The sequence below is a fragment of the Kitasatospora sp. NPDC038210 genome, from assembly GCF_055600605.1.
Map to the genome: position 1 here is coordinate 136,583 of NZ_JBVJYK010000011.1, position 22,070 is coordinate 158,652.

Annotated in this window: 24 protein-coding genes; 8 read left to right on the plus strand and 16 right to left on the minus strand. The window is 74.2% G+C overall.

Features of this window, described 5'->3' with window-relative positions:
• Window positions 1-33: 33 nt before the first annotated feature.
• The 9 genes from ACZ7KX_RS22825 to ACZ7KX_RS22865 form a co-directional block, all read right to left on the minus strand.
• A complete protein-coding gene (locus ACZ7KX_RS22825; RefSeq protein ID WP_396546524.1) occupies window positions 34-138 on the minus strand; it encodes a DUF6893 family small protein in 105 nt (34 codons plus the stop codon).
• Window positions 132-638 carry a hydrogenase maturation protease gene (locus tag ACZ7KX_RS22830; protein ID WP_470328057.1) on the minus strand — a complete coding sequence of 169 codons (507 nt, stop codon included), beginning with the start codon at window positions 636-638 and terminating at the stop codon, window positions 132-134. Before ACZ7KX_RS22830 ends, ACZ7KX_RS22825 begins: the two co-directional genes overlap by 7 nt.
• Window positions 635-2,023, minus strand: coding sequence for a hypothetical protein (locus ACZ7KX_RS22835; RefSeq protein WP_470328058.1), 1,389 nt, complete (start codon window positions 2,021-2,023; stop codon window positions 635-637). The genes ACZ7KX_RS22830 and ACZ7KX_RS22835 overlap by 4 nt, the downstream gene beginning before the upstream one ends.
• Entirely contained in the window at window positions 2,020-2,664 is a 645-nt protein-coding gene (locus tag ACZ7KX_RS22840) for a DUF6084 family protein (RefSeq protein ID WP_470328059.1), read from the minus strand. Before ACZ7KX_RS22840 ends, ACZ7KX_RS22835 begins: the two co-directional genes overlap by 4 nt.
• Window positions 2,661-3,308, minus strand: coding sequence for a DUF5947 family protein (locus ACZ7KX_RS22845; protein ID WP_470328060.1), 648 nt, complete (start codon window positions 3,306-3,308; stop codon window positions 2,661-2,663). Before ACZ7KX_RS22845 ends, ACZ7KX_RS22840 begins: the two co-directional genes overlap by 4 nt.
• Complete coding sequence (locus ACZ7KX_RS22850; RefSeq protein WP_470328061.1) at window positions 3,305-3,772, minus strand: thioredoxin; 468 nt, start codon at window positions 3,770-3,772, stop codon at window positions 3,305-3,307. Before ACZ7KX_RS22850 ends, ACZ7KX_RS22845 begins: the two co-directional genes overlap by 4 nt.
• Window positions 3,769-5,553, minus strand: a complete 1,785-nt coding sequence (locus tag ACZ7KX_RS22855; protein WP_350524684.1) for a nickel-dependent hydrogenase large subunit — start codon at window positions 5,551-5,553, stop codon at window positions 3,769-3,771. The genes ACZ7KX_RS22850 and ACZ7KX_RS22855 overlap by 4 nt, the downstream gene beginning before the upstream one ends.
• An 88-nt stretch (window positions 5,554-5,641) precedes the next feature.
• Window positions 5,642-6,688, minus strand: a complete 1,047-nt coding sequence (locus tag ACZ7KX_RS22860; protein WP_350524685.1) for an NADH-quinone oxidoreductase subunit B family protein — start codon at window positions 6,686-6,688, stop codon at window positions 5,642-5,644.
• 132 nt (window positions 6,689-6,820) lie between these two features.
• The gene (locus ACZ7KX_RS22865) at window positions 6,821-8,512 is read right to left on the minus strand and encodes an enoyl-CoA hydratase-related protein (protein ID WP_470328062.1); all 1,692 of its coding nucleotides are present in this window, start codon (window positions 8,510-8,512) and stop codon (window positions 6,821-6,823) included.
• 379 nt (window positions 8,513-8,891) lie between these two features.
• Here ACZ7KX_RS22865 and ACZ7KX_RS22870 point away from each other — a divergent pair, with 379 nt between their 5' ends.
• Entirely contained in the window at window positions 8,892-9,821 is a 930-nt protein-coding gene (locus ACZ7KX_RS22870; protein WP_470328063.1) for a hypothetical protein, read from the plus strand.
• Between the two features lie 22 nt (window positions 9,822-9,843).
• Here the strand turns inward: ACZ7KX_RS22870 and ACZ7KX_RS22875 are convergent, their stop codons facing one another.
• The gene (locus ACZ7KX_RS22875) at window positions 9,844-10,455 is read right to left on the minus strand and encodes a hypothetical protein (RefSeq protein WP_470328064.1); all 612 of its coding nucleotides are present in this window, start codon (window positions 10,453-10,455) and stop codon (window positions 9,844-9,846) included.
• A gap of 294 nt (window positions 10,456-10,749) precedes the next feature.
• On the opposite strand from ACZ7KX_RS22875, the gene ACZ7KX_RS22880 reads away from it, so the two are divergent.
• From ACZ7KX_RS22880 to qcrB, 4 genes are all read left to right on the plus strand, one after another.
• Window positions 10,750-11,253 (plus strand): N-acetyltransferase, encoded by a 504-nt coding sequence (locus ACZ7KX_RS22880; RefSeq protein WP_396546534.1) that lies wholly within the window; start codon window positions 10,750-10,752, stop codon window positions 11,251-11,253.
• Window positions 11,254-11,390: 137 nt separating this feature from the next.
• On the plus strand, window positions 11,391-12,053 hold the full coding sequence (locus tag ACZ7KX_RS22885; protein ID WP_470328065.1) for a hypothetical protein: 663 nt from the start codon (window positions 11,391-11,393) through the stop codon (window positions 12,051-12,053).
• Between the two features lie 156 nt (window positions 12,054-12,209).
• Window positions 12,210-12,629: an SsgA family sporulation/cell division regulator gene (locus ACZ7KX_RS22890; RefSeq protein ID WP_470328066.1), complete on the plus strand. Its 420-nt coding sequence runs from the start codon at window positions 12,210-12,212 to the stop codon at window positions 12,627-12,629.
• Window positions 12,630-12,850: 221 nt separating this feature from the next.
• A complete protein-coding gene (qcrB, locus tag ACZ7KX_RS22895) occupies window positions 12,851-14,473 on the plus strand; it encodes a cytochrome bc1 complex cytochrome b subunit (protein ID WP_470328196.1) in 1,623 nt (540 codons plus the stop codon).
• Here the strand turns inward: qcrB and ctaF are convergent.
• The 3 genes from ctaF to ACZ7KX_RS22910 all read right to left on the minus strand — a co-directional run bounded on the left by ctaF (window position 14,442) and on the right by ACZ7KX_RS22910 (window position 17,380).
• Window positions 14,442-14,834, minus strand: coding sequence for an aa3-type cytochrome oxidase subunit IV (ctaF, locus tag ACZ7KX_RS22900; protein ID WP_470328067.1), 393 nt, complete (start codon window positions 14,832-14,834; stop codon window positions 14,442-14,444). The genes qcrB and ctaF overlap by 32 nt on opposite strands.
• A complete protein-coding gene (gene ctaD / locus ACZ7KX_RS22905) occupies window positions 14,831-16,522 on the minus strand; it encodes an aa3-type cytochrome oxidase subunit I (RefSeq protein WP_350524693.1) in 1,692 nt (563 codons plus the stop codon). The genes ctaF and ctaD overlap by 4 nt, the downstream gene beginning before the upstream one ends.
• Window positions 16,523-16,738: 216 nt before the next feature.
• Window positions 16,739-17,380: an L-threonylcarbamoyladenylate synthase gene (locus tag ACZ7KX_RS22910; protein ID WP_350524694.1), complete on the minus strand. Its 642-nt coding sequence runs from the start codon at window positions 17,378-17,380 to the stop codon at window positions 16,739-16,741.
• A 212-nt stretch (window positions 17,381-17,592) separates the two neighbouring features.
• Here ACZ7KX_RS22910 and ACZ7KX_RS22915 point away from each other — a divergent pair, with 212 nt between their 5' ends.
• Window positions 17,593-17,934 (plus strand): hypothetical protein, encoded by a 342-nt coding sequence (locus ACZ7KX_RS22915; RefSeq protein WP_350524695.1) that lies wholly within the window; start codon window positions 17,593-17,595, stop codon window positions 17,932-17,934.
• Between the two features lie 48 nt (window positions 17,935-17,982).
• On the plus strand, window positions 17,983-18,276 hold the full coding sequence (locus tag ACZ7KX_RS22920; protein ID WP_350524696.1) for a helix-turn-helix transcriptional regulator: 294 nt from the start codon (window positions 17,983-17,985) through the stop codon (window positions 18,274-18,276).
• Window positions 18,277-18,349: 73 nt separating this feature from the next.
• Here the strand turns inward: ACZ7KX_RS22920 and ACZ7KX_RS22925 are convergent, their stop codons facing one another.
• Window positions 18,350-18,505: a DUF6131 family protein gene (locus ACZ7KX_RS22925; RefSeq protein ID WP_470328068.1), complete on the minus strand. Its 156-nt coding sequence runs from the start codon at window positions 18,503-18,505 to the stop codon at window positions 18,350-18,352.
• A 202-nt stretch (window positions 18,506-18,707) separates the two neighbouring features.
• Entirely contained in the window at window positions 18,708-20,258 is a 1,551-nt protein-coding gene (locus tag ACZ7KX_RS22930; protein ID WP_470328069.1) for a threonine/serine exporter family protein, read from the minus strand.
• Window positions 20,259-20,503: 245 nt separating this feature from the next.
• Between ACZ7KX_RS22930 and ACZ7KX_RS22935 the strand changes: the two genes are divergently transcribed.
• On the plus strand, window positions 20,504-20,914 hold the full coding sequence (locus ACZ7KX_RS22935) for a nuclear transport factor 2 family protein (protein WP_396546541.1): 411 nt from the start codon (window positions 20,504-20,506) through the stop codon (window positions 20,912-20,914).
• 422 nt (window positions 20,915-21,336) lie between these two features.
• Here ACZ7KX_RS22935 and ACZ7KX_RS22940 read toward each other — a convergent pair whose 3' ends face one another.
• Entirely contained in the window at window positions 21,337-22,002 is a 666-nt protein-coding gene (locus ACZ7KX_RS22940; protein WP_470328070.1) for a TetR/AcrR family transcriptional regulator, read from the minus strand.
• Between the last annotated feature and the right edge of the window lie 68 nt (window positions 22,003-22,070).

Genomic DNA, 22,070 nt, shown 5'->3' on the forward strand with positions numbered 1-22,070 from the left:
CCCGGGGCTGCACCGTTCGCAGCAATGCGCGGGTCACATCCGCGAGATCTGCAGGTACCGCTTCAGGTCCGGCAGGCTCTGCCAGACCAGTGCGCCGATCCCGGCCAGCAGGGCCAGGCAGAACAGTTTCCTCAGCATGGTGTTGTCTCCCTCTCCGGCTGCGTGGCCTCGTCCACGACCCGCAGGACCACTCGGACCGCCTCCTCGACGGCGGCGGCGACGGGCACGCTCAGCCCGATGCCCTCCTCCAACGACGCCGGCTCGCAGCCGACCACCAGCACCCGCCCGGGCGGCTCGCCGCCGGTCCCGGCCGCGAGCGTGGCCAGCAGGGCGAGCACGGCGTCCGGCCCCATCCGGTGCCCGTCCAGCAGCGGCGCCTCCAGCGGCTCGTCGGCCGCCTCGATGAGGTAGACCGTGCCGGGTGCCCCGCCGCGGCAGGTGGCGTCCACCAGGACGGCGGTGGGGTAGCCGTCGAGCAGCCGGTACGCCAGGTCGACGCCGCGCACGCCCACGTCGACCACCTCGACGCCGTCCGGCAGCGGGTGCCCGGCGAGCCGCCGGACGGTCTCCACGCCGAACCCGTCGTCGCCGAGGAAGATGTTCCCCACTCCGGCGACCAGCACCTGACGGCTGTTCACGACCCCTCCGGCACGTCGTCGCCGTCCAGCGGGGTGACCTCGTCGGGCTGGAAGTAGCGGAACCGCCCCTGGGCCCGCCACAGGTCGGCGCCCGGGTCGTCCTCCACCGTCACGGCCAGGTGCACCGAGCCGTCGACGTCGTGCAGCACCGCTTCCACCACGCCGGTGCGCCCGTCCAGGAAGAGGTCCTGGGCGTCGGTGCGCCGCCGTCCGGGCCGCAGCACGACCCGGCTGCCGGCGCCGACGGCGTGGCCGCCGACCTGCACCCGGTCCCGCTCGGGGTCGACCGCCGGGTCGTTGCCCGGGTCCCACCAGGGCTGTTCCCCGTCGGCGGCGCCGCCGGTGAGGTCGCGCAGCCCGCGGATGGCGCCGTGCAGACGCTCCAGCACCTCGGGCGGCATGGACTCCGCGAGGTCGATCACGGCCGCGGCCCGCTCGTCGGTGCCCCGGGCCTCCCGCTTCTCCTCCTCGGTCAGGGCCGCCGTCCGCAGTGCCAGGATCTCGTCGATCTCGGTGGCGTCGTACAGGGTGCCGAGGCTCTCCGGTGCGACCTTGGGGTGGTCCTCCAGGATGATCGGCGAGGACAGCACCACCCCGCGCTCGCCCGGCGGCCCGGCCAGGACCGGCCAGGTGTGCCGGCTGCGGCACCGCTCGACCTCGGGGCGGGCCCACTCGGGCGGGTCGGTGGCCGACACGAAGCGGCCCTGCTCCAGCCCCAGCAGCAGGTGGGCGGAGACCAGCGAGCGCGGCAGCGCCTCCTCGCGGCTCGCCCGTCGGGGCGGCATCCAGGCGGAGACGTTCTCGACCACCACCGTCAGCCGCTGCGCCCGGTACCGGCCGGGCAGTTCCTCGACGGTCACCCGCACCAGGCCGTCGACCTGTTCGCGGCGGCGCACCAGCCGTCCGGCGGCGGTGCCGTGCGCGCGCAGCAGCTCGGTCTCGCCGACGCCCGGCAGCCGGAACGCCCGCTCCACCCCGGCGCCGGTCAACTCCTCGACCGGGAAGAGGAGTTCGATGCGTTCCTCGACGCCCTCGTCCCACTCCACGAACACCCGGTCGGCCAGCTCCAGCCGCTCCACCGGCTCGAACCCGCCGGCGGCGGTCGCCTGTTCGACGGTCCGCCGCTGCACCCGCAGGAAGCGCAGCTCGACCGCCAGCCGGTCCCCGGCACGGGCCTCCATGACGCACTCGGTGCGCTGGTGCGAGTGCTCGCCGCCCTGCGCGGTGTACTCGGGCGGCACCAGGACCCCGAACTGCCAGCGCAGCCGGTTCTTGGCCGCCGAGGCGCGGTACGGGTAGAGCACGTAGCCCTCCAGCAGCACCGCGTCGGCGATCTGCCGGGCGGCCGCGAAGCCGCGCTCGATCCCGGGCGGGAAGGCGCTCATCGGGCCACCTCCTCGATCGCGGTCGCCGCGAGCAGGTCACGCACCGTCGCCTCCCAGGAGGGCAGGGCCCGCCGGGAGCGGTAGGCCAGCAACCGGTCCATCAGGTCGTCCGGCAGGCGCAGCCAGCCGCAGCCGGGGAAGTGCTGGTCGATGGCCTCGCGCCAGACCCGCACCGGCATCCGCACCGCGGCCTCCTTGTCCCAGGGCACCGGGGCGACCTGGAAGCCGCCGGGGCCGGCGAAGGCGGTGCCGGAGAAGAGCAGCAGCAGCGGCACCTCGCCGCCGTCGAGCGCCCGGAAGTAGCGGGCGGAGGCCACCTCCAGGTCGTAGCTGCACGGCACCACGAGGTCGGTCTCGGTCTCGCCGGTGAAGCCGGGCACCAGCAGCGGCACGGTGGCGAACTGGATCGGGTTGAGCGTGTTCGCCCAGCGCTCCCGTTCGCCGAAGAGGTCGGCCAGCCGCTCGCCCTCCGGCTCGGCGTACGACCGCCGGCCCGGTTCGATCCGCAGCTGGCAGCGGAGCGCCAGGGCGTGCACCCGGGTGTCGGCCGGCCCGGTGATCCGCAGCCGGAAGACCAGGGTCGGCACGGCCGCGTACGGGTCGGACCGCACGCCGGTGCAGGCGAAGGCGAGCGCCGTCACGCCGTCACCGCCGTGGGCAGCGGGCGGGCGCGGGCGGTCAACCGCTCGAAGAACGCGTCGAGTTCGGCCCGCGCCTCGGCGCCGCCGTCGAAGCCGTGCCAGCACCGCCGCAGCCGGCCGACCAGCTCGTAGCAGACGTCGATCGGCACCAGGAAGCACTCGACGCGGTGGTCGTGGCGGCGCAGCAGCAGGGCCTCCACGTCGGGCTCCAGGGCGGCGGCCAGCCGGCTGCCACCGAGGGCGCGCTCCCAGGCCTCCTCGTCCACCTCGCTCTCGGTGGCGCCGGCCGGGCCGGGGTAGAAGGCGAGCAGCCGGTCCAGCAGGGCGTTGCGGAACAGGAACGCGGTGCCGACCGGGATGCCCAGCACCGACCAGGCCCGCTCGTCCAACCCGCCGTCCGCGTCGGCGAGGTAGCGGTCCGGCACGGTGCGGAAGCGGCCGCCGGCCGCGCCCGGCTGCTGGAACAGCAGGCCGCAGGCGGTGCAGGTGCAGGACAGCGCCCGTTCCTCGACGTCCACCAGGTGGCGGTGGCCGGGCGGGAGGTCCCGGCCGCAGAAGCCGCACTGCTCGGGCCTCGGCGGCGCCGGCTCGCGCAACCGGTGCAGCAGGGCGGTCCCGTCGCGGGAGATCCGGCGGGTGTTCATCGCACCTCCGCGGCCTGCGGCGGGCGGGTGCCGATCTGCAGCAGCTGCGGGGCGCGCTCCAGCTCCACGGCCGTCACCTCGGGCGCGTGGCAGGCGAGGACGGCCTCGACGTCGCCTTCCGCGCAGCCGCAGCCGGTGGCGGTGCGGCGCAGTCGCAGGACACCGGTGCCCGGCTCGAAGCCGATCGGCTCGACCCGCTCGGGCAGGGCCGCGAGCGCCCGGTCGATCCGGGCGGTGACGTCCTCCGGGTGCAGGTCGTGCAGCAGCAGCAGCCCGGCCACCGCCGGGTCGTCCAGCATCCGTTCCAGGGCGGGCGGGGGCAGCGCCGGGACGATCCTGGCCAGCCCCTCGCCGTAGAAGTCCATCAGGTCGCGGACCAGTTGCTCGCCCGCGCTCTCGGCGCCGCTGCCGGCCAGGGCGTCCAGGGCCTCCTGGATGCGCAGCCCGGTCTGCTCGGCCGTCATGCGGTGAGCCCGCTGAGGCCGGTGGGCACGTGCATGGTCTGGACGGTGCGCCCGCCGACGTACATGTGCACGCCGCAGGGCAGGCAGGGGTCGAAGCTGCGCACCGCGCGCATGATGTCGATGCCCTTGAAGTTCTCCGGGGAGTTCTCCTCGAAGATCGGGGTGTTCTGCACCGCGTCCTCGTACGGGCCGGGCGTGCCGTAGCTGTCGCGCACGCTGGCGTTCCACGGGGTGGGCGGGTACGGGTGGTAGTTGGCGATCTTGCCGTCGCGGATCACCATGTGGTGCGAGAGCACGCCGCGCACGGCCTCGGTGAAGCCGCAGCCGATCGACTCGTCCGGCACCTCGAAGCGCTCCCAGGTCTGGCTGCGCCCGGCCCTGACCTCGTCGAGCGCCTTCTCGGCGAAGTGCAGGGCGGCGGCGGCCGCGTACGCCTGGAAGTAGGTGCGGGCGCGGTTGCGTTCGAGGGCGTTGCTCCACTGCGGGATCTTCCACTCGAAGGTGACCTCGGGCTTGGTCATCGAGCGGGGCAGGTTGATCTGCACGCTGTGCCCGGTGGCCTTGATGTAGCCGATGTCGACCAGCCCGGACAGCGCGGTGGACCACAGCCGGGCGATCGGGCCGCCGCCGGTGTCCAGGGCGAGGTGCTCCTTGCCGTCGAACCAGCGCGGGGACATCACCCAGCTGTACTTGTCGTCGAAGTTGCGCTTCTGCGGCTGCGGGATGGTGTGCTGGTTCCACGGGTGCCGGGGGTCGACCGGGTTGCCCAGCGGGTCGTGGGTGACGAACAGCTCCTTGCCCTGCCAGTCCTCGTAGTAGGAGCTGCCGAGCAGGATCCGGATGCCCAGGTTGATCTCGGTGAGGTCGTTGGTGACGAGCTTGCCGTCCACGACGACGCCGGGGGTGACGAACATCCGCCGGCCCCAGTCCGTCATGTTGCGGTACGTGAAGTCGCAGTGGTCCGGGTCGTTGAGGCTGCCCCAGCAGCCGAGCAGGACCCGCCGCCGGCCGACCTCCTCGTAGCCGGGCAGGGCCTGGTAGAAGAAGTCGAAGAGGTCGTCGTGCAGCGGCACGACCTTCTTCATGAACTCGACGTAGCGCATCAGCCGGGTCAGGTAGTCGGTGAACAGCTGCACCGTGGCGACGGTGCCGACGCCGCCCGGGTAGAGGGTGGAGGGGTGCACGTGGCGGCCCTCCATCAGGCAGAACATCTCCCGGGTGTACCGGCTGACCTGCAGCGCCTCGCGGTAGAACTCGCCCTCGATCGGGTTGAGCGAGCGCATGATGTCCGCGATGGTCTTGTACCCGTGGTCGGCGGCGTGCGGCGCCTCGGTGCGCTCGGCCTGTTCCAGGACGCCCGGGTTGGTCTCGCGGACCATCTTCTCGCAGTAGTCGACCCCGACCAGGTTCTCCTGGAAGATGTTGTGGTCGAACATGTACTCGGCGGCCTCGCCGAGGTTGATGATCCACTCGCCGAGGTGCGGGGGCTTCACCCCGTACGCCATGTTCTGGGTGTAGACCGAACAGGTGGCGTGGTTGTCGCCGCAGATCCCGCAGATCCGGCTGGTGATGAAGTGCGCGTCGCGCGGGTCCTTGCCGCGCATGAAGACGCTGTAGCCGCGGAAGACCGAGGAGGTGCTGTAGCACTCCGCGACGCGCTTCTGCTTGAAGTCGATCTTCGTGTGGATGCCGAGGCTTCCCACGATCCGGGTGATCGGGTCCCAGGACATCTCGGTCAGGCCGCTGCCGTCGCCGGCCGCCCTCGTCGTCGGTGTCGCCATCGTGTTGTCGTGTCCTTCTCTGAACGGGGGCAGGGGGCGGGGCGGCGGCGAGGGGCCGCACGCCGCGGGGGCGTGCGGCCCTCCGGCGTCACCAGGGCGGGCGGTAACCCGTGGTCAGGTGGCGGCCGGTGTGGCGCCACTTCGGTTCCTTGTCGACGGTCGCCAGCGTGATCGCGCGCAGCCGGCGGATCAGCGAGCCGTAGGCGTTGCTGGCGCCGGTGGAGACGCGGGAGCCGGGCGGCGGGTCCATGAAGGGCATGAACTTGTCCGGGAAGCCCGGCATGGTGCAGGCGATGCAGATGCCGCCCACGTTCGGGCAGCCGCCGATGCCGTTGGTCCAGCCGCGCTTGGCGACGTTGCACTTGACGACCGGTCCCCAGCAGCCGAGCCGCACCAGGCACTCGGGGGTGCCGTAGTCGGTGGCGAACTGGCCCTGCTCGTAGTAGCCGCCGCGGTCACAGCCCTCGTGGACGGTGGCGCCGAACAGCCAGGCCGGCCGCAGCTTGTCGTCCAGCGGGATCATCGGCGCGGAGCCGGCCAGCTGGTACAGCAGGTAGGTGAGCGTCTCGGCGAAGTTGTCGGGCTGGATCGGACAGCCCGGCACGCACACGATCGGCAGCCCGGCCTTGGACTTCCAGTCCCAGCCCAGGTAGTCCGGCACGCCCATCGCACCGGTCGGGTTGCCGGCCATCGCGTGGATGCCGCCGTACGTGGCGCAGGTGCCGATCGCGACCACGGCGGTCGCCTTGGGGGCGAGCCGGTCCAGCCACTCACTGGTGGTGATGGGCTGGCCGGTGGCCGGGTCGTCGCCGAAGCCGCACCAGTAACCCTCCTTCTTGATCTTCTCGTTGGGGATGGACCCCTCGACGACCAGGACGAACGGTTCGATCTCGCCGCGGTCGGCCTTGAAGAACCACTCGACGAAGTTGTCCGCGCCCTGGACCGGGCCGCACTCGAAGTCGATCAGCGGCCAGTGCACGGCGACCTTGGGCAGGCCGGGCAGTGCGCCGGTGACGATCTCCTCGATGCTGGGCTGCATCGCGGCGGTCAGCGAGACGGAGTCGCCGTCACAGCTGAGACCGGCGTTGATCCAGAGAATGTGCACCACGTCGGTGTCGGTTGTTGCAGCACCCATGAGGATGCCTCCTCGGGGATGGGAGCCGGACGTAATGGCTCAAACACAGTCATAGCAACAGTCCGGTTCCGACGCCGGTCGGGGCGGGCGTCGGAGCGGCGCGGGGGGCGCAAGCCGGCGGGGCCGTTCGGGTCACGTACCGGCGAGGAGCCCGGCGGGCGCGGGGCGCTTGCGGACGAACGCGGACCGCAGCGCGTGGTACGGCGATTCGGGGGTGAAGAACTGCCGGTGCATCACCGCCAGCTCCTCCTCCCGGTAGGCGGCGAGCGGCTTGGCCTGCTCGTCGGCCTCGCGCGCGGCCTTCTTCGCCGCGATCCGCCGCCGGGCGAGCGGCGAGGCGGCGAGCAGCCCGGCCAGGTGGGCCGCGGCCGGCCCGAACTCCTGCGGCCCGCAGTCGAGGACGCGGTCGACCAGGCCGATCCGCTCCGCCGACGCGGCGGACACCGGCACGGCCTGCCGGGTCAGCCGCTCGGCCTGCGCCGGGCCCACCCGGCGCGGCAGGGTGTACGTCCAGTACTCCGAGCCGTACAGCCCCATCAGCCGGTAGTGCGGGTTGAGCACGGAGCCCCGCCGGCACCACACCTCGTCCGCCGCCAGGGCCAGCATCACCCCGCCGGCCGCCGCGTTCCCGGCCACCGCGGCGACCACCAGGCGGTCGGTGGTGGTCAGCACCTCGGCGACCAGGTCGTCCATCGCGGTGATGTTGGCCCAGGACTCCGCGGCCGGGTCCGGCGCGGCCTCGATGACGTTGAGGTGGATGCCGTTGGAGAAGAAGTCCCGGCTCCCGCCGAGCACCAGCACCGAGGTCGGCCGGCCGAGTGCGAAGCGGTACGCCGCCAGCAGGCGGCGGCAGTGGTCGGTGGACATCGCGCCGCCGGGGAAGGAGAAGCGCAGGAGGCCGACCGGGCCCTCCTCGCGGTACTCGACATCCGTCCAGGCGGGCGGCCCGTCCCGTTCCGCCGTCAGCGGCGCCGGGACCTCCGGCAGCGGGGGCAGCAGGGAGCCGAGCGCCGTCACCGCCGGGAGCTTGAAGGTCGCGGGCCCGCCGGGTGCGCGCCGGCGCCGGAGTTCGGGGATCCACACCGCGCCGTCCGCGGTGGCCCGGCACACCGCACCGGCGCGGGTGGCGATCAGCTCGCCCGGGCGCCCGCGCAGCTGCGGCTCCGGGTGCCCGCCGTGCAGGTACCACTCGTCGGCCCCCAGCGTGTCGAGCACCCCGGGCTGCGAGTCGGCCGCCCGGAGCCTGCGCAGGACCGTCCCGGTGGAGTCGGCCGCCCAGTCGATCCGGCGCTCCGCCTGGCGCAGGAAGGGGCGGACGCGCACCGGCTCCCGCCACGAGGGGCCGTGCTGCGGCTGCGGCGCGTACGAGCCGGAGGCGAAGCGCTCGACGGCCCGCAGCGCGGCCAGGACGGCGGCGTCGGCGACCTCGTTGCGGTACAGGTCGCTCTTCCCGAGCGCCGGCAGCCGGCAGGGCTCCCAGGCCCAGACCGGTCCGGCGTCCATCTCCGCCTCGGCCTGGAGCACCGTCACGCCCCAGTCGTCGGAGCCCTCCTGGACCGCCCGGTCCAGGGACGAGGGGCCCCGGTCGCCGGGCGGGCCGGGGTGGACGACCAGGCAGGTGAGCGCCGACCAGACGTCCGCGGGGATCGCGGTGCGCAGCATGGGCGCCAGCAGGAGGTCCGGCGACAGTCGGCGGACCGACGCCCGCAGCTCCTCGTCGTCCCCGGCGAGTCGGACGTCCACGGTGTGCCGCCGGTCCCGCAGTTCGGCGTGGAGGCGCTGGCTGAGGCTGTTGAAGGCGCTGGCGAGGAGCAGGATCCGCATGTCTGCCTCCGGGGTGCGGGCGGCCGGGAACCCGGCGATCATCACCCCCGGTCCGGCGGCGCCCCGGCCGGTGCGGCGTGCCGCGCCGCCCGTTCACCCGGGTGGCGGGCCCACGGGCGGGTCAGCGGGCGGAGGCGTGCCGGGGCGGCGGCGCGCGGGGGCGACGTCCGGCAGGCGCTCCGGGCTCCGGCGATGGCGGCGGCGATGGCGGCGGAGCCGTGGCCGGGGCGTCCGCTGCTCGTACTGCCCGACGGCATCCGGGAGTTCGGCCGCACCGCACTGGACGGCGGCATGGTGGGGACGGCCGCGGCGGGCCCGGCGGAGGCTGCCCGTAGCATGGCGGCTTCCGGAACGAGTGGTGCGAGGAGAGGAACGGGACGTGCGCGGGGGCGAGCTGGTGGGCGGACTGGGACGGCTGGTCGGGGCGGCGGCCGGAGCGGCGGCGGGGGCCGCGGCCGGGTTGGGCGAGGCCGGGCGGCAGGCCGTACGGCGGGGCGGACGCGGCGCGGCGGCGGGCGGGCGGTGGGCGTACACGGCCCTGACCTCCGTCATGCCGCCGGAGGTACCGGCCACCGAGCCGTGGAAGCTGTCGGTGGGCACCCTGATCGGCCGCCACCCCCTGACGCCGGCCGTGGTGCACAAGCTGCTCGGACTGCTCGACGGTCTCGGCGCCGTCCACCTGGGGCCGTCGAAGGTCGGTTTCGACGGCGAGGAGGTCGAGTGGGACAAGGTCGTCGAGATCCGCACCCGCAACGCCTTCGAGGTGCTGACCACCACCGCGCTGGAGCAGGAGGTGGACCGGATCCGGGAGTTCCTGCCGCCGGTTCCCGGCCGCAAGTGGGTCGTCACCAAGGCGGGCGAGGCGCTGGCCACCGTCGTCCTCGCCGCCCTCGAACGCGGCTCGGACGACCAGCGCCTGGACGAGCTGACCGTCCCGGCCCGCATCGTCTGCCGCGGGCTGCTCGGCCGCCGACGCACCCTGGACGCGGGCGCGTTCGCCGCCGCGACGCTCGTCCTGGCCGACCGGGCCGCCGAGAGCCTGATCGCCACCGCCCGCAAGCGCGGCATCCCGGTCCTGCCCGTGGACGAGCTCGCCGAGCCGACCGACGCCGCCCGGGTCGCGGCGCTGCGCGAGCGCACCGACTCCGTCGCCCGGCTGCTGGACCGCATCGAGCGGAGCGACCCCGGGGCAGCACCGGCCGGGGACGCACCGGCCGGGGCCGTGCAGGCAGAGGCCGGGGCGGCGCAGCCGCCGTTGTCACTCGACAAGGGTGCGGGCGGCAACGGCGGCGCGGCGCAGCCGAGTTGAGCGGCCGCGCGGACGGACGCGGTCAGTGGCCGCCGCGCGGCTCCTCGCAGTTGGTGCCGTCCGGGTAGCCCGCGAACGCCTCCGCGGTGGTGACGGCGCTGTTCATCGTGCCCTCCAGGCACAACCCGGTGGCGTCGACCAGGAAGGCGACGTCGGTCGGGCCGTTCTGGGTGACCTTCACCTTGGCGGCCTGGTAGCCCAGCCCGGTGAGCTGTCCGCGGGTGCTGTCGGGGGCGAAGTCGCCCCGGGTGCGCAGGGGTTCGAGGGCGCCCTTGATCCGCTTCACGGCGTCCAGGCCGTCGCAGCGGCGCCGGCCGTGGAGCGGGATCGGCACCCGGAAGCCGTGGTTCTCGGCGTAGTGGTCGACGGGCGGCCCGGTCGGGGCCGCGCTGTTCGCGGTCGGGGTCGGGGTCGGGGTCGGGGGCCTGGTCGGCGTCTCGCCGGGGCAGGGGTAGTCCGCTTCGGTGGTCGGCACCGCCGCGGCCGTCGACGGCACCGCCGTCACGGCCGCCGTGGGCGCCCCCGCGCCACCGGCCGCGCCCACGTGCTCCGCCCCGCACCCCGCCGCCAGTACGGCCAGGGCCGCCACCGCCGGTGTCCGGAGGCGCCCCCACCTGGTCCTGATCATCGTCATCCGGTGATCATGCCCCGGCGACGGGGTCGGCGTCATCCCGGCCGCTCGGGGCCGTCTTCAAGCCCCCGTCGTCCGCCCGGAGGGCGGGCGGGGCGGCGTTGGGGTGCGTACATCGCAAGGCGGAGGACGGGGGCACCTCCCGGCCGAAGGCTGGGGGCCATCGGCGACCGACGACAACGCAGCGAGGTGCGTGCCCTGACGTCGCCCCGCAGGCGGGGGCTTGAAGACGGACCCTACGGGCCCGGACCGATAATCCGCGCGGCCCGGCCCGGTTCTCGGCTAGCCTCCAGGCCCATGACCTGGTTGCCCGCCGATTTCGTCCACCCCGTCCACGTGCCGCTCCCCGGTGGCGGTTACCACCTGCGCCCCATTGCCGGGACGGACACCGAGCTCGACTACCCCGCCGTGATGGGCTCCCGGGAGCGCCTGTGGTCCATCTACGGCGAGGCCTGGGGCTGGCCCGCGGCCACCATGACCTACCAGGCGGACCTCGACGACCTGATCCGGCACGAGCGGGAGATCGCCGCCCACGAGTCGTTCAACTACGCGCTGTTCGACGAGGCGGAGTCGGCCCTGCTCGGCTGCGTCTACATCGACCCGCCGCAGAAGGCCGGCTCCGACGCGGAGATCTCCTGGTGGGTGGTGGACGACCAGGTCGGCTCCGAGCTGGAGCGGGAGCTGGACGCCCTGGTGCCGCGCTGGATCGCCGAGGCATGGCCCTTCGGGCAGCCCTGTCTGATCGGCCACGAGGTCTCCTGGGCGGAGTGGCTGGCCCGCCCCGCGATCGCCGGCGCCTGACCCGACGGCGGGCGGGCCGGAGCCGCAGCCGGCCCCGGCGCCCCTCCAACTCGGCCCGCCCGGACACGGGTTCGGGTTCAGGAAGGTCAGCACCCGGAGTTCTGGACGGGCCCGACGCGGCGCCCCACGATGGGTGCATGACGGACGACGAATCGGCACAGCCGCCCGCGTCGGGTGCCGGGCCGGCGCGGCGCCCGGACTGGGGCGCGGTCGGCGCGATCGCGGGCGCGGTGGCCACGCTGATCGCCCTGGTCGCCTACCTGGTGCCACCGGACGCGCCGCAGCCCGCGGCCGCCCCGGTGGTCACCACCGCGGCCCCGCAGCCGCCGGAGCCGCTCCCCGATCCCACGCCGAAGCCGGTCCCGTCGTCCGTCCCGTCGCCGACGCCCACGCCGGCGCCCACACCCACCCCCACGCCGGCCCCCGAGCCCGATCCGCCGCCCCCGGAGCCGAGCCCGTCGCCGATCCGGACCCGGACCGCCGCCCCGACGCCGGAACCGCCGCTCCCGGCGGTCCGGCCCGGTGGCTGCGACGAGGCCGAGGCGGCGCTGGCCGCGTACCGCCGGAACGCCGGCGACACCCGCGGCAGCCAGGCCGACGCGGCCGGCCAGGCCTACCAGGACCTGATGGGCGCCGGCCTGGACGCGCAGGGCGCGGTCGGTTCGACGATCCGCCGGCTGGCCGCCGAGTTCTCGGAGTTGCGCTTCCGCCTGAACGGCATGGTGCTGGCCGATCCCAACCAGGTGATCACGGACATCAACGCGGACAGCGCCCAGCTCGGGCGGCTGTGCGGATCCTGACCGCCCCGGGCACGACCGCGGTCGACCGCACCCCGCACGCAAGGACGTTGTGGAGGTTCGGCGGAGGCCGACTGCCCGGACCGGCACCGGGTAGGCACCGGACAGGAGCGTCGGCCCGCCCGGGGACGACGCTCGCGACCGTAGGAGGGTCGTGCGATGCCCATGCCCGTCCACTCGATGCCCGTCACCTTCCCCGACAGTCCGCTGCCCGACGTCCCGGTGGTCGCGGAACTGCGGTTCGACCCGGACCTGCCGTACGCGGCCTGCCTGGCGTTCCCGATCGCCCCGTGCGAGTGCGTGACCGCGGACGCCCGCGTGTGCTGGTACTTCAGTCGCGAGCTGCTGAACGAGGGCCGGCACGCCCCCACCGGCAGCGGCGACGTCCGGGTGGGCCCGGGGCCCGCGGGCGAGGTGCTGATCACCCTGTGCGGGCCCGCCGGCCAAGCCGTCCTCAGCGCACCGGAGCAGGACGTCACGGCCTTCCTCTCGGACTGCTTCAGCCTGGTGCCCGAAGGATCGGAGTCCGAGCACCTCGACGTGGACGCCGCGCTCGCCCGGCTGCTGTCCGACGACTGACCGCAGGCCGCCCGGAGCCGCGGGCGCAGCCCGGAGGAGCTCCCGGGTGCCGCCATCCGGGTGTTCTGCCGACGGCCGCCACGGGACCCGCCCCGCTCGGCCGACCCGCGCGGAGCGCCGCGCACTAGGTTGCCTGCGTGGAGGCAACCAAGGCTACGAACGGGCGCGAGCCGTCCGCCGGTGAACGCGTCGTGACCCGGCTGGACGGGCGGTTGCCGGTCATGGAGGCGGGCCGGGAGCTGCTGCGCAAGGTGTTCCCGGACCACTGGTCGTTCCTGCTGGGCGAGCTCGCGCTGTACAGCTTCGTCGTGCTGCTGCTGACCGGTGTGTTCCTGACGTTCTTCTTCGTCCCGAACATGAACGAGGTCGTCTACGACGGCGCCTACCTGCCGCTGCGCGGGGTGCTGGTCTCCGAGGCCTACGCCTCGACGCTGGACATCAGCTTCGAGGTGCGCGGAGGCCTGATGATCCGTCAGATCCACCACTGGTCGGCACTGTTGTTCGTCTCGGCGATCGGCGTGCACCTGCTGCGGGTGTTCTTCACCGGGGCCTTCCGCCGGCCGCGCGAACTCAACTGGGTCATCGGGGTGACGCTGTTCAACCTGGCCCTGCTCGAAGGGTTCTCCGGCTACTCGCTGCCGGACGACTCCCTCTCCGGCACCGGGCTGCGGATCGCCGAGGGCGTGCTGCTCTCGGTGCCGCTGGTCGGCACCTACCTGACGTTCTTCGCCTTCGGCGGCCAGTTCCCCGGCCACGAGGTCATCCCCCGGCTGTTCACCGTGCACATCCTCCTGGTGCCCGGCCTGCTGCTGGCCCTGGTCGGGGCCCACCTGACGCTGGTCGTGGTGCTGAAGCACACCCAGTGGGCCGCCCCCGGCCGCACCAACCGCAACGTCGTCGGGATGCCCTTCTTCCCGCAGTTCCTGACCCGTACGGTCGGTCTGACCTTCGCGGTGGCCGGCATCATGGCGCTGTCCGCCTTCCTCGCCGAGGTCAACCCGATCTGGCGCTACGCCTCCTACCGGCCCGACGTGGCCGCGGCCGGCGCCCAGCCGGACTGGTACATCGGCTTCATCGAGGGCGCGCTTCGGCTGATGCCCGCCGCGGAGACCTCCCTGTTCGGGCACACGGTGTCGTGGAACGTCCTCCTCCCGGCCCTGGTGCTGCCCGGCCTGCTCTTCGCGGTGCTGTACGCCTACCCCTTCGCCGAGCGCTGGCTCGACCCCGAGCGCGGCGAACAGCACCTGTGCGACCGCCCTCGCAACAAGCCCACCCGCACCGGGCTGGGGGTCGCGGGGATCACCTTCTACGCCGTGCTGCTGATCGCCGGCGGCAACGACGTGATCGCCTTCGTCTTCGGCCTCTCGGTCAACGCGATCACCGTCGTGCTGCGGGCGGCGCTGATCCTGCTGCCGCCCGCGGCCTTCCTGCTCACCCGGCGGCTCTGCCTGGCCCTGCAGGCCAGGGACCGCGACCGGCTGCTGAAGGGCGACGAGACCGGCCGGATCGACCAGGGCCACGACGGCGGCTTCACCGGCCACCGCCGCCCGCTGCCCGCCGACGAGCGGTTCGTCCTGCTCGCGCGGGCCGCGCCGGACCCGCTCCCGGCCCCGGACCTCGCGCCGCGGCGCGAGCGGGCCCGGGCCGCGGCGGGCGCCTGGTTCTACCGGGACCGGGTCGAACTCCCCGCCACCGAAGGGGAGTCGGAGTTCATCGCGGGTGTCCTCACCAGCCCCGCCCACCCCGAGGCGCCCGCCGGGCCGCCCACCGGGCCGACCCGGGCCGGCCCGGCCCGCCGGCTGCTCCGCCGACTCACCCGTCGTCGTCGCCGTACTGGAAGATGAACCCGGACACGGCGAGGGCCAGCACGACGGCACCCACGACGACCAGCCAGCGGGCGAAGACCAGGCCGAGGGCGAGGACCGTCAGGCCGGCCGCCGTCAGCACCGGGTAGCCGCTGCGGGCCGGGAAGAAGCCCACCGGGCCGACGGCCTCCGCGATCTCGGCGTCCCCGCGGTCCTGCGGCCGGCCGCCGCCACTCCGCCGGTACTGGACGAACCAGAACAGCGCGATCAGCCCCGACATCAGGAACGCCACCGCCAGGATCGCCGTGCCGGCGGGCTCCTGCGCCCAGAATCCGTAGATCAGCCCGGTCACCGCGAAGAACACCGTCATGACGGCGAACAGCCGGCCCTCCGTCTTCACCGCCCGCTCCCCCGTCCGCCCGTACGGTCGGCCGCTCCGCCCACCGGCTCCTCGGTCGGCACCTCCGGGTGGTGCAGGTCGAAGGCCGGCGACTCGGAGCGGATCCGCGGCAGCGCCTCGAAGTTGTGGTGCGGCGGCGGGCAGGAGGTGGCCCACTCCAGCGAGCGGCCCCAGCCCCACGGGTCGTCCTCGGTGACCCGGGTGCCGTGCCGGGTGGTGGTCCAGACGTTGTAGAAGAACGGCAGGTTGGAGACGCCGAGCAGGAACGAGCCGATCGAGGCGCACACGTTGAGGGCGGTGAAGTCGTCCACCGCCAGGTAGGTCGCGTAGCGGCGCGGCATGCCCTGGGCCCCCAGCCAGTGCATCACCAGGAAGGTGGTCTGGAACCCGACGAACAGGACCCAGAAGTGGACCTTCCCCAGCCGCTCGTCGAGCAGCTTCCCGGTCAGCTTCGGCCACCAGAAGTAGAAGCCGCCGAAGGTGGCGAACACCACCGTGCCGAACACCACGTAGTGCAGGTGGGCCACCACGAAGTAGCTGTCGGAGACGTGGAAGTCGATCGGCGGCGCGGCCAGCAGCACCCCGCTCAGCCCGCCGAACAGGAAGGTCACCAGGAAGCCGAGCGACCACAGCATCGGGGTCTCGAAGGACAGCGAGCCGTTCCACATCGTGCCGATCCAGTTGAAGAACTTCACCCCGGTGGGCACCGCGATGAGGAAGGACATCATCGAGAAGAACGGCAGCAGCACCTGGCCGGTGACGAACATGTGGTGCGCCCACACCGTCATGGACAGGGCGGTGATCGCGATGGTCGCGCCGATCATGCCGTAGTAGCCGAACAGCGGTTTGCGGCTGAACACGGGGATGATCTCGCTGATGATGCCGAAGAACGGCACCGCGACGATGTAGACCTCCGGGTGGCCGAAGAACCAGAAGAGGTGCTGCCACAGGATCGCCCCGCCGTTCGCCGGGTCGAAGGCGTGCGCGCCGAACTTCCGGTCCGCCTCCAGGCAGAGCAGCGCGGCCGTCAGCACCGGGAAGGCCAGCAGCACCATGATCGAGGTGAACAGCACGTTCCAGGTGAAGATCGGCATCCGGAAGAGCGTCATGCCGGGCGCCCGCAGGCAGGTGATGGTGGTGATGAAGTTGACCGAGCCGAGGATCGTCCCGAGGCCGGCCACCACCAGGCCGAAGGCCCAGAGGTCCCCGCCCTGCCCCGGGGAGTACACCGGCCCGTTCAGCGGCGCGTAGGCGAACCAGCCGAAGGCGGGCGCCCCCGTGGAGGTGAGGAAGCCGCTCAGCACCATCAGCCCGCCGAGCAGGAACGCCCAGTAGGTGAAGGCGTTCAGCCGGGGGAACGCGACGTCCGGCGACCCGATCTGCAGCGGCATGATCGCGTTGGCGAACCCGGCGAAGGTCGGGGTGGCGAACAGCAGCAGCATGACCGTGCCGTGCATGGTGAACATCTGGTTGTAGCGCTCGTTCGACAGGAACCCGGTGTCGGGGCCCATCAGCTGGGCGCGCATCAGCAGCGCCAGCACACCGCCGACCAGGAAGAACCCGAACGCGGTCGCCAGGTAGAGGTTCCCGATGACCTTGTGGTCCGTGGTGAACAGCCAGCGCAGCAGCGTGCTGCCCTGGTGGAGACGGGCCTGGGTACGACGCGACGCGGTGGACGTGGCGCTCATGGAACCTCCGCAGCGGAGCCGACGAGCCCCCCTCGCGGCGGCGCCCCCTCCCCCGCTCGGCGGGAGGGCCCACTCCCGCGCGCCATCGCCGACCCTAGCGGTGGCCGTCCGGCCCGCCGGGGCGCCACGCGGTGCGGCGCCCCGACCGGGCGGCGTCCGGGGCCGGGCGGCCCTGCGCGCGGCCTCGGTGGGCCCTGCGCGCGCAGGTCGGGCGGTTCAGCGCTCCAGCAGGTCCGGGACGACCTCGCGCAGCCGCTCGGCGCCGATCGCGCCCGCGCGCAGCAGCACGGGCACCTCGCCCGTGACGTCCACGATCGAGGACCCCACCGCGGCCGCGGTCCGGCCCCCGTCGAGGTAGACGGCCACCGAGTCGCCCAGCATGCCCTGGGCGGCGTCGCAGTCCTGCGGGGAGTCCTGCCCGGTCAGGTTGGCACTGGAGACCGCCAACGGGCCCGTGGCGTTGAGGAGTTCGATGGCGACCGGGTGCGCGGGCATCCGGACCGCGACGGTTCCGCCGGTCTCGCCGAGGTCCAGCTCGACCGACTTCAGGTGACGGGCGACCACCGTCAGCCCGCCCGGCCAGAACGCCGCCACCAGGGCCCGCGCGCGGTCCGTCACCTCGACCAGGCCGTCCAGGCCCTCCGGGGAGCCGACCAGCACCGGCGAGGGCATGTTGCGGCCGCGGCCCTTGGCCGCCAGCAGGCGGGCGACCGCCTCCGGCGCGAAGGCGTCCGCTCCCACCCCGTACACCGTGTCCGTGGGCAGCACGACGAGTTCACCGCGGCGCACCGCGGCCACGGCCTCGCGCAGCCCGGCTGCGCGCTCGGACGCGTCCGAGCAGTCAAAACGACGAGTCATCAAGGTTCTCCACGGCGGACCTCGGCCCGCACCGTCCATCCGGCCCGGCCACCTCGCCGGCCGGGCACGACCCGGTCAGACTACCGGGCGGGTTCCTGCTGACCCGCACCGCCGGGACGCCGGGACACCCGGCCCTGCGCCGCTCGGGTGGATCACGCGGCCGCCGGGCCGCCGGAGGGGGCGGCGGCGCCGGGCGGACGTAGGTTGCGGGCATGACCAGTGACGAGACGATCCCGGCCGTGGGGGTGCGCCCGCTGGACGAGGTGTTCGCCGCGATCGACACGGCCAACCGGCGCCCGCGGCCGTGGACCGGCTTCGAACACGGCGTGCTGGGGGCGTACCGGTGGGCCGCCGGGGCCCAGGTCGCGGCACCGGTCACCGCCACCGCCGCGGTCGGCACGGCCGAGCCGTGCCGGGCACAGCTGCTGGCGGAGTGCCAGGCCGCCGCCGTGCGCCTGCGCCGGGCCCTGGTGCAGGGCACCGACCACGCGTACGTCCTGGGCGCCCACCAGGCGCTGGCCTGGCTGTGCGGGCTGCACGAGGAGTGCCCCTGAGGGGTGCGGCCGGTTTCGGGGCGGGTCCGGCGGCCATATCCTTGGGCCGTGGAAACCGGCCCGGCCACGGCGCGGCAGTGGACCTTCCTGACGAACCACGCCCGCGTCCTCGTGCAGATCGCTCGCGACCCCGGCATCCGGGTGCGCGACATCGCGGCCCGGTGCCTGCTCACCGAGCGCGCCGTCCAGCGGATCATCGCCGACCTGGAGGAGGCGGGCTACCTCGCGCACGAGCGGCGCGGGCGCGCCAACCACTACAGCGTGATGACCGGCAAGCAGCTGCGGCACCCGGCCGACGCCGGTCCGACCATCGCCGAGCTGCTCGCCGCACTGCTGCGCTGACGCCGGCCGGCGGGGCGCCGAGCGCCCGCACCGGCCGGCACGGCATTGAACGGGGGTCACATCACCGGCCTCGTCAGTAGTAGTGGCGGCGTCCGCCGACGGCGTGGCCGAGCGCCCCGGCGACCCACAGGATGAGGCCGACCAGGAGCAGCACGAGGCCGATGGTCCACAGGATCGAGATGCTGGTGACGAAGCCGATGATGAGCAGGATGACGCCGAGCACGATCACGGGAGCCTCCCGGGGTTGACGAGGGGGACGGGCGTCGAACGGGCGGCCTCTCGACGCCGCCCGTCCTCGGCCCGGTTCACAGCTGCGCGTCTACCTCGCCGGCCGCACGTCAAACGGTCGGACGCCCAACCGTTCGCACGCCGAACCGGTCGGACGCCTGACCGGTCGGACGCCTGACCGGTCGGCCGGCACGCACCAGCCGTCACCTGCGGTGGCGGCCGCCGCTGCGGCGGGCGGGCGGGGCGGCGCGCGGGGCGGGCAGGAAGAGCCGGGCCAGTTCGCGGCCCAGGTTCACGCCGATCGCGAGGGCCATCGACATCGCGACGGCGCGCCCGATGCCGCTCAGCCCGACTTCCGGCCGGCCCCGGACGAAGGCGAGCATCCCGAAGTACAGCACCGACCCGGGCAGCAGCGGGCCCAGCGCCGCCGTGACGTGCGGCAGCACCGGGCCACCCCGGTAGCGCGCCATCAGCTGGCCGGACAGGCCCACCAGCCCCGCGGCGAGTCCGGTGGCCAGCATCGGCTCCGCGCCGGCGTTGGCCAGCACCCCGTACGTGGTCCAGCCGGCCGCGCTGTTGAGCATGACCGCGGGCAGCGCGCCCGGCTCGGTGTTCAGCAGCACCGCGAAGGTCAGGGTCAGCAGCACCGCCGCGGCGAGCTGCAGCGGCGGGTTCACCGCGCCGGCCGGGACGTCCTGGGAGGCGAGGTCCGCGCCGTTGTTGACGCCGACGTAGAGCACCGTCATCACGCCGATCACCACGCCGGCCATCAGGTACAGCGCCTCCAGCAGGCGGGCGGCGGCGGTCAGGTAGAAGCCCGCCAGGCCGTCCTGGGCCGCCGCCACCATGGGCCAGCCCGGCAGCAGCGCGAACAGTCCGCCGGTGATCACCACCGATCCGCGCAGGTGCAGCCCGTTGAACGACAGCAGGATGCCGATCACGGCCGCCGGGGCCGCGGCCACCACGAACCGGTAGAAGGCCGGGAGGTCGTGGCGCGTCACCAGGGCCGAGAGCCGGTCGCCCGCCAGCGCCGCGACGACGGCGCTGGCGAACACCAGCCAGGCCCGGGCGTCGGTGCGGCCGCCGACCAGCAGGGTCGCGGCTCCGGCCAGCAGGCCGCAGCACAGCAGGAGCAGCCAGCCGGGGTAGCGGCGACCGTGCCGGTGCACGGCCACCAGCCGCTCGTACGCCTCGTGGACCGGGACGCCGCCGGCCGTGATCGCGGTGACCTGCCTGAAGACGGCGGCCAGCCGCGCGTAGTCCCCGGCCGGGCTGCGCACGGAGCACTCCGCCGTCAGCGACGGCTCGGGCGCGCCCGGCTGGTAGGAGATCGCCACCCGGGTGAAGGTGACCTGCGGGTCGCACGGATGGACGCGGTAGGCCCGGGCGACGGCGAGCATGGCCGCTTCGACGTCCTCCGCCGCCTCACCGCTGGCCAGCAGCAGCTCCCCCACCAGCAGCGCGAGGTCCAGGACCCGGGCCGGTTCGGCCGCGCCCGGCCGCCCCGCTCCGGGGGCCTCCGCCACGAGCCTGCGCTCGGCCGCCGGGGTGCGCAGCAGCGGCAGCATCCGGTCGGGCCAGGGGTCCGCGGGGTCGGCGTCCTCCTCGGGGCCGGCGGAGTCGTGGCCGCCCGGGCCGGCCGGGGCGTGCCCGGCGCCGCTCGCGGGCGGTGGCAGCTGCGGCGGCACCCGGCCGGACTGCACCGGGGGCCCTTCCGAACCGGCACGCGTGCCGAACGGGTCGTGTTCCGACATCGTGACTCCCTGAACCACCCCCCTGACACTCTTTGCACCTGATCAACTACCCGGAGTGACGGTTTCGTGAACACTCCGGCGCTCGGCGCGCGCTCCCCGACGGAGTGCGACGGGCCGTACACGCCCCATCAGCGCGGCGTGCCGTCGCCTGACGGCGGAGCCGGGCCGGTTCCAGGGTGGCGGGGCCGTGGCAAACGGCCCGGTGCGCAGGCGCGGGCCCGAGGAGCGGCCGTAGCATCCTGACCATGGCCGACAGTGACGAGGAGCAGGTCGCCGACCTGGTCCGGAGCTGGGCCGCCGCGGTCCATGCGGGCGACCTCAGAGGGGTCGTCGCCGACCACGCGGCGGACATCGTGATGTTCGACGTGCCACCGCCGTACGAGGGCGTGCGCGGGCTCGACGCGTACCGGGAGACCTGGCCCCCGTTCTTCGAGTGGCAGGCGCAGGGCGCCGCCTTCGAGATCGAATCGCTGGAGGTGACCGCCGGTGCGGACGTCGCCTTCGCGCACGCCCTGCTGCGCTGCGGCACCCCGCAGGACTTCGCCGACCGCCCGGCGCAGCGGCTGCGGCTGACCGTCGGCCTGCGCAAGGAGGACGGGCGGTGGCTGGTCGCGCACGAGCACCACTCCTTCCCGGATCCGGGCGAGGCCTCGTAGCACCGCCGGGGATTCGCGGGGGGCGCGCCGGGTAGGCGCGGCGGCGCAACCACCCGACCAGGAGGTGCGCGATGACCGTCCCGACACCCCCGGACCCGGACACCGGGCCGATCCCGCACCCGTACCCCGCGCCCCGGCCGGGCGAGCCGCCCGACCCGGTCCCGCCGCCGGTCCCGCCGTTCCCGGACCCGGACCCGGCGCCGCCTCCGGAGCCGCACCCCGGACAGGCCTGAGCCGCCGGCCGCCCCGGCCCGTGGGCCCGCCACGGCGCCGCGACGCCGTGACGCTGCGGCGGGCGCGCTCGCACGGGGGCGGCGACATGGGCGGCGCTCGGGCGGCGGGCAGGCGGGTGTCGGGCGCCGGATGCCGCCGGATGCCGCCGGATGCCGCCGGAACAGAACGCCGTCAGGCCTGGGGCGCCGTCAGGCCAGGGGCGCCGTCAGGCCGTCCAGTTCGGCCTCGAAGAGCAGCTCGGGCCGGAAGCCCATGCCGGTGAAGTGCCCGGCGAGTTCCAGGGACAGGACTCCGTGCAGGCGGGTCCAGAGGACCAGGAAGCGGTGCAGGGCCGCGGGCGTGGCGGGATGGTCGCCGACCCAGTCCCGGTGGGCCGCCAGATGGTCGGCGAACGGGGTTCCGGGCGTGCCGGCGGGAGCGGGGGCGAGCGCGGCGCAGGCGTCGAGCAGGGTGCGCATGATCTCGTCGGCGATGACGGTGGTGTCCTCGGGCGCGTGGTAGCCGGGGACCGGGGTGCCGTAGAGCAGGAAGTACCGCTGGGGGTCGGCCAGGGCCCAGCCGCGCAGGGCGCGGGCGAGCCCGGCCAGGTCGGCGCCGTCGTCGTCGGCGGCGGCGGCCAGCGTGTCGGCGAGGCTGCGGTAGGCGTCCCGGACCAGCTCGGTGATCAGCTCGTCGCGGCCGGCGAAGTAGCGGTAGAGCGCGGGGCCGCTGAGGCCCATCTGCTTGGCGATCGCGTTGAGCGAGAGCGCGGAGGCGCCCGCCGTGGCGATCTGCCGCCAGGCGTGCTGCTTGACCTCTTCGCGCAGCTGGGCGCGGTAGCGCTCGCGCGGGGTGTCCGCGCCCGTCTTCGCCATGGTCCGCCCGCTCCCGGTGATCCGACTACATGCTCACGCTTTCGTTAGAGGTTATCACGAAACTCTTG

Coding starts and splice junctions, on each gene's coding strand:
- ACZ7KX_RS22875 (WP_470328064.1), bottom strand. CDS start 10,455: ATGACGATGATCAGGACCAGGTGGGGGCGCCTCCGGACACCGGCGGTG.
- ACZ7KX_RS22940 (WP_470328070.1), bottom strand. CDS start 22,002: ATGGCGAAGACGGGCGCGGACACCCCGCGCGAGCGCTACCGCGCCCAG.
- ctaD (WP_350524693.1), bottom strand. CDS start 16,522: ATGAGCGCCACGTCCACCGCGTCGCGTCGTACCCAGGCCCGTCTCCAC.
- ACZ7KX_RS22865 (WP_470328062.1), bottom strand. CDS start 8,512: ATGCGGATCCTGCTCCTCGCCAGCGCCTTCAACAGCCTCAGCCAGCGC.
- ACZ7KX_RS22855 (WP_350524684.1), bottom strand. CDS start 5,553: ATGGCGACACCGACGACGAGGGCGGCCGGCGACGGCAGCGGCCTGACC.
- ACZ7KX_RS22825 (WP_396546524.1), bottom strand. CDS start 138: ATGCTGAGGAAACTGTTCTGCCTGGCCCTGCTGGCCGGGATCGGCGCA.
- ACZ7KX_RS22890 (WP_470328066.1), top strand. CDS start 12,210: ATGCCCATGCCCGTCCACTCGATGCCCGTCACCTTCCCCGACAGTCCG.
- ACZ7KX_RS22885 (WP_470328065.1), top strand. CDS start 11,391: ATGACGGACGACGAATCGGCACAGCCGCCCGCGTCGGGTGCCGGGCCG.
- ACZ7KX_RS22915 (WP_350524695.1), top strand. CDS start 17,593: ATGACCAGTGACGAGACGATCCCGGCCGTGGGGGTGCGCCCGCTGGAC.
- ACZ7KX_RS22880 (WP_396546534.1), top strand. CDS start 10,750: ATGACCTGGTTGCCCGCCGATTTCGTCCACCCCGTCCACGTGCCGCTC.
- ACZ7KX_RS22910 (WP_350524694.1), bottom strand. CDS start 17,380: ATGACTCGTCGTTTTGACTGCTCGGACGCGTCCGAGCGCGCAGCCGGG.
- ACZ7KX_RS22845 (WP_470328060.1), bottom strand. CDS start 3,308: ATGAACACCCGCCGGATCTCCCGCGACGGGACCGCCCTGCTGCACCGG.
- ACZ7KX_RS22860 (WP_350524685.1), bottom strand. CDS start 6,688: ATGGGTGCTGCAACAACCGACACCGACGTGGTGCACATTCTCTGGATC.
- ACZ7KX_RS22930 (WP_470328069.1), bottom strand. CDS start 20,258: ATGTCGGAACACGACCCGTTCGGCACGCGTGCCGGTTCGGAAGGGCCC.
- ACZ7KX_RS22935 (WP_396546541.1), top strand. CDS start 20,504: ATGGCCGACAGTGACGAGGAGCAGGTCGCCGACCTGGTCCGGAGCTGG.
- ACZ7KX_RS22850 (WP_470328061.1), bottom strand. CDS start 3,772: ATGACGGCCGAGCAGACCGGGCTGCGCATCCAGGAGGCCCTGGACGCC.
- ACZ7KX_RS22835 (WP_470328058.1), bottom strand. CDS start 2,023: ATGAGCGCCTTCCCGCCCGGGATCGAGCGCGGCTTCGCGGCCGCCCGG.
- qcrB (WP_470328196.1), top strand. CDS start 12,851: ATGGAGGCGGGCCGGGAGCTGCTGCGCAAGGTGTTCCCGGACCACTGG.